Genomic DNA, 2,410 nt, shown 5'->3' on the forward strand with positions numbered 1-2,410 from the left:
AATCAAAGAACTACCATCGTCATTCTGGCGCACTAAATGCGCATCAAAAAGCTTGTCGTAAAGGGTCTTGCCAGCCATTGTGATGTCCTCACTTTTCTTATTCCGGTCGATGATCGAGACCGCCGTCATTGCTCACTAAACAGCGCATCTCGCCATCTGCTGGAACCATCCTAGAACAGGCATTCAAACAACACAAATTCATATTTTTTATTCATTGAATTCCAAATAGGAATAGCAAACAATACACACATCTATTAAGGAATTTTTATGGATACCAATACACTGCAAGCATTCGTCGCCGTTGCGAATAGCGAGTCATTTTCCAAAGCTGCTCACCAGCTTTTTTTAACGCAATCAGCTGTCAGTAAGCGGGTCGCACTACTCGAAGACCAGCTCAATAGCCGCCTATTCGATCGTATTGGCAGACAGGTCTCGCTTACCGAGGCAGGCCAGGCTCTACTGCCTCGCGCCCATCAGATTTTGCTTGAGCTGGAGGATGCCCGCAGAGCGATCAGCAACCTATCGGGGGAAGTCACCGGTACACTTTCCCTCGCAGCCAGCCACCATGTGAGCTTACACCGCCTACCTCCGATTCTGCGCGCGTTCACCTCCAGCTACCCGAAAGTCAAACTGGACCTTCGCTTCGATGAGTCCGAAGTGGCTTACGAAGGCGTATTACGAGGCGATCTGGAGCTTGCGTTGATCACCCTCTCCCCTTCGCCTGACAAGGCTATTCGCTCCATACCGATCTGGCACGATGCATTGAGGTACGTTGTATCTCGCGAGCACCCCCTTGCAAACAAAACGCGGGTCAGCCTGACCGAACTCACTCAATACACGGCCATCCTGCCCGACCAGAACACCTTTACCCGGGAGCTGGTTGAACAGCTATTCGATCGTCACAACCTACAACTAAACGTAGGCATGTCGACCAACTATCTCGACACCATCCGCATGATGATCTCTATCGGACTTGGCTGGAGCCTGCTGCCAGAATCACTCATTAAAGACGATCTTGAAGTATTACCCGTTGATGCAGAGCTGGTTTATCGGCAATTAGGCGTCATCCATCATCGCGACAGAACCTTATCTAACGCCGCCCGACATCTTGTTGACATGCTTCCTGTCGCAAAATAGAAAACGCCACACAGGTATAAGTTGCCGCTTAGTTGTAATAGTATTTCCTAAGCTATTAGGCTTCGCTGACCAATCAGTGACTAGCCATACGCCAATTCCTCCAACTTGCAGGACATTGGCATTACCGAAGGAGAGAACTGCCGTGTCAGATGAGCTGAATCAGCAGATGAAGAACTGGCTTGAGGCCCAGAATGCCTACTGGCAAACTCTGGGTGAAAGTTCGGACGAGCTGAAAAACCCAGAAGGCTGGCTTGAGTTTATCAAGCGTTATCAGTCCTCTGCCGGAGAGGCCCTGCCGCAACAGTTTTCACAACTGATGGACGTACTCAGCGCCCAGTCACACAACTTCAACACTTACGGCGAGGACTTGATCCGGCAGTTCCGCGATAGCGCCGGGGATCAGCAGATAGACTCAGCCGTAAGCGAGTTTCAGAAGTACATGCAGAAGCAGACCACCGAACTGCTCATGCGCCAATGGCAGCTTCCTGAACAAGTGGCAGCCCTGTTTAAGACGCACAGCTTCCATGACGACCTGTTGTTTGAGAATCCGTTCATCAGCGGAATGAAAAGCTTACTGGAAACACCTGTTGTTGGATCTAACCCGGAATTGCAGGCAAACAGCCGCGAAGCCATTCGTCTGTTGCTTGAGTATCAGGAAGCATTATCAGCCTATATCCGCCATTACGGCGAGATCAATCAGGAAGCCAGCGCTCGCATGACTTCCAGAATTGCTCAGCGCGAACAGCCCATTGACACCCTTCACGAGCTGCACAACATCTGGGTTGAAAGCTACGAATCAGCGTACTCAGACACTGTGTTCACCGATGTGTATCAACAAGCCCATGGGCGCATCAGTAACGCCCTGATGTCCCTGCGCAACTTCGCGCAAAATGCGCGTGACGTCTACTTCCAGTCTGCGGGAATAGCGACTCGCAAGGGACTGGACACCGCCCTGCATCGCCAGCACCAGTTACGCAAAGAGATGCGCCAGACACGTCGCCAAATCAACACGCTCAATGATGCGGTTACCGAGCTGCAAAACCAGCCCCTCAAAGAGCTGCTGGATGAAATGGGCAAAGAAATCGCAAGTTTGCGTGGCGAAGTCACCGCGCTGAAGAAAAAGCTGAAGGAGTAAACGATGGATTCAATACACCTTAAGCCCGCAAAGGTTGCCGAAGAGCTATTCGACTTCAACCGCAAGCTTTTGAAAAGCTACAACACACTCCAGAAGCTGAAAGAGGTCGATGTTGGCCAAACACCTAAAGAGGAAGTG

General features: G+C 50.8%; 2 protein-coding genes. Both read left to right on the forward strand.

What is annotated here, in order from left to right; all coding sequences use genetic code 11:
• Positions 1 to 267 precede the first annotated feature (267 nt).
• Positions 268 to 1,137 (forward strand): LysR family transcriptional regulator, encoded by an 870-nt coding sequence (locus tag ABYW01_RS19430; protein ID WP_372836007.1) that lies wholly within the window; start codon positions 268 to 270, stop codon positions 1,135 to 1,137.
• Positions 1,138 to 1,279: 142 nt separating this feature from the next.
• Positions 1,280 to 2,272, forward strand: coding sequence for a poly(R)-hydroxyalkanoic acid synthase subunit PhaE (locus ABYW01_RS19435; protein ID WP_372836009.1), 993 nt, complete (start codon positions 1,280 to 1,282; stop codon positions 2,270 to 2,272).
• The last annotated feature ends 138 nt before the right edge of the window (positions 2,273 to 2,410 follow it).

The sequence above is a fragment of the Pontibacterium sp. genome (genome assembly GCF_041587635.1).
Classification (GTDB): domain Bacteria; phylum Pseudomonadota; class Gammaproteobacteria; order Pseudomonadales; family Balneatricaceae; genus Pontibacterium.